This window comes from Microbacterium sp. Bi128, from assembly GCF_918698205.1.
In genome coordinates, this window is the sequence record NZ_CAKKMM010000860.1 from 1 (window position 1) to 2177 (window position 2177).

Below are 2177 nucleotides of genomic sequence, written 5' to 3' on the forward strand. Positions count from 1 at the left end.
GCCGAACCCTAAGGACCAGCTGCATGGGATTCACCGAACTCTTTGTGTCCACCCACGAAGAAGCCCTCAAGCGCGCCGGCGCACTGGAAGGCGGCAGCCCGGCCGCCCCGGGCGCCGTCCGCATCCCGGAGATCAGCGATTTCGAGGTGGAGCGGCTGGGAGACCTCGCCGGCGTCGCCGTGCACGCCCCGGGCGCGGACTATGAACTGGCCATGGTCGACGTGGCCAGCGACTCGCTGCTCGGCGTCCCGGCGGCAATGGTCCGTACGCTGGCGGAACTGCTCAGCTATGAAACCGAAGGGGAGGGCGAGGTCCTGGAGGATGTCGCCGCCAACTGGGCCGCCGAGGAGGACATGCCCTTCGGCCCCGACGAGGCCCGGGACTACGTCCGCCGGATCGCCGAGCTCGCCGCCGGCGTCGACTCCGCCACCAGGTCCGGCCTCTACGTCTGGACGTCCTGACCGGCCCTCGAGGCCGCATCCAGGCCGCGCGCTGGTGCGCCGGGTACGTGTCAAGTCGAAATCCTGCCGGTGATCTGGCACAATGAACAGGTACTCGATCTGCGTGGCCCCTCTCTCCGCGTCTGGATCTTGTCCTTTAGAACCCCCAAGTACGGCCCGCCCCACGGGTGCAGAACGCCGGGCTCGACCCCGTTTCAGAAACAGGAGTGACCACAAAAGTGGCCGTAAAGATTCGCCTTAAGCGCTTCGGTAAGATGCGCGCACCGTACTACCGCATCGTCGTCATGGACTCACGCTCCAAGCGTGATGGCCGTGCTATCGAAGAGATCGGCAAGTACCACCCGACCGAAGAGCCCTCGTACATCGAGGTCGACACGGACCGTGCCCAGTACTGGCTCGGCGTCGGCGCACAGCCGTCCGAGCAGGTCGCCGCAATCCTGAAGATCACCGGTGACTGGCAGAAGTTCAAGGGTCTCCCGGGCCAGGAGGGAACCTTGAAGACCAAGGCTCCCAAGGCTGCCTTCGTTACCCCGGAAAAGGGTTCCGTGATCATCCCGGAAGCCATCACCAAGAAGGCCAAGAAGGACGAAGCTGCCGAGGCTCCCGCCGACGCCGCCGAAGCAGAGACCACCGAGGCTGAGTAAATTGCTGGCAGAAGCGCTCGAACACCTGGTCCGCGGGATTGTTGACAGCCCCGAGGACGTCAAGGTCAGTGCGAAGAACAACCGCCGCGGGGAAACCCTCGAGGTGCGCGTTCATCAGGACGACCTCGGACGGGTGATCGGCCGGCAGGGCCGGACCGCACGCGCACTGCGCACTGTGGTTGCGGCGCTGGCGGACGGCGAGCCGGTCAGGGTCGACGTCGTCGATACCGACCGCCGCCGGTAGCGCGTTCAGCACTACTTGTCTTAAGTCCGGCCCCTTCACCAGATAATGGTGGAGGGGCCGGACTGTTTTCCCGTAATTCCGCACCAGAGAATACAGAATCACCAACCCCGAACAGAGGAACAGATGCAGCTCCAGGTGGCACGAATCGGCAAGCCCCACGGCATCCGTGGCGAAGTGACCGTCCAGGTGCTCACGGACGCGCCCGGCGACCGTTTTGTCCCCGGCACGCAGTTCATCGTGGAACCCGCCTCGGCCGGGCCGCTGACGGTAATCAGCGCCCGCTGGAACAAGGACATCCTGTTGCTGGCCTTCGATGAGATCGAGACCCGCAACGAGGCCGAGACCCTGCGCGGCGCCAAGCTGTTCATCGAAACCGAAGACATCGGCGCCGAGGACGACGACGAGGGCTGGTACGAGCACGAGCTCGTTGGCCTGGAGGTCCGGGTGGGCGGCGACGTGGTCGGCAAGGTCTCCGGACTGCACACCCTGCCGGTCCAGGACCTGCTGGTGGTCACCACCGATGAGGGCAAGGAAGTCCTGATCCCGTTCGTCGAACAGATTGTGCCCGAGGTCAACGTGGGTGAAAAGTACGTCCTCGTCACCCCGCCGCCCGGACTGTTCGAAGTCAACACGGACGAGGCGCCCGAGGCCCAAAACCCCGAGGCCCCAAACCTCGAGGCCCAAAACCCCGCAGCCCAGGCTCCGAAAGCCGAGGGTGCCGCGGCCCGGAACTCCGAAGAGCAGGGCATCGCGTAGATGAGAATCGACGTCGTCAGCATCTTTCCGGAGTACCTGGCCCCGCTGGAGCTGTCGCTGATCGGCAAGGCC

The 2177-nt window shown here is 65.2% G+C and carries 4 protein-coding genes; all 4 read left to right on the forward strand.

What is annotated here, in order from left to right:
- The first annotated feature begins 23 nt into the window (after positions 1–23).
- Positions 24–461 carry a hypothetical protein gene (locus tag LQV45_RS27265; RefSeq protein WP_230009931.1) on the forward strand — a complete coding sequence of 146 codons (438 nt, stop codon included), beginning with the start codon at positions 24–26 and terminating at the stop codon, positions 459–461.
- A 218-nt stretch (positions 462–679) separates the two neighbouring features.
- Positions 680–1105: a 30S ribosomal protein S16 gene (rpsP, locus tag LQV45_RS27270; protein ID WP_026266438.1), complete on the forward strand. Its 426-nt coding sequence runs from the start codon at positions 680–682 to the stop codon at positions 1103–1105.
- A 1-nt stretch (position 1106) separates the two neighbouring features.
- On the forward strand, positions 1107–1349 hold the full coding sequence (locus LQV45_RS27275; RefSeq protein WP_018773450.1) for an RNA-binding protein: 243 nt from the start codon (positions 1107–1109) through the stop codon (positions 1347–1349).
- Positions 1350–1472: 123 nt separating this feature from the next.
- The gene (gene rimM / locus LQV45_RS27280; RefSeq protein ID WP_230009935.1) at positions 1473–2105 is read left to right on the forward strand and encodes a ribosome maturation factor RimM; all 633 of its coding nucleotides are present in this window, start codon (positions 1473–1475) and stop codon (positions 2103–2105) included.
- Positions 2106–2177 lie beyond the last annotated feature (72 nt).

What these genes read in the sequence shown, in the direction of transcription:
- LQV45_RS27265 (WP_230009931.1), top strand. Translation starts at nt 24, where the DNA reads ATGGGATTCACCGAACTCTTTGTGTCCACCCACGAAGAAGCCCTCAAG.
- rimM (WP_230009935.1), top strand. Translation starts at nt 1,473, where the DNA reads ATGCAGCTCCAGGTGGCACGAATCGGCAAGCCCCACGGCATCCGTGGC.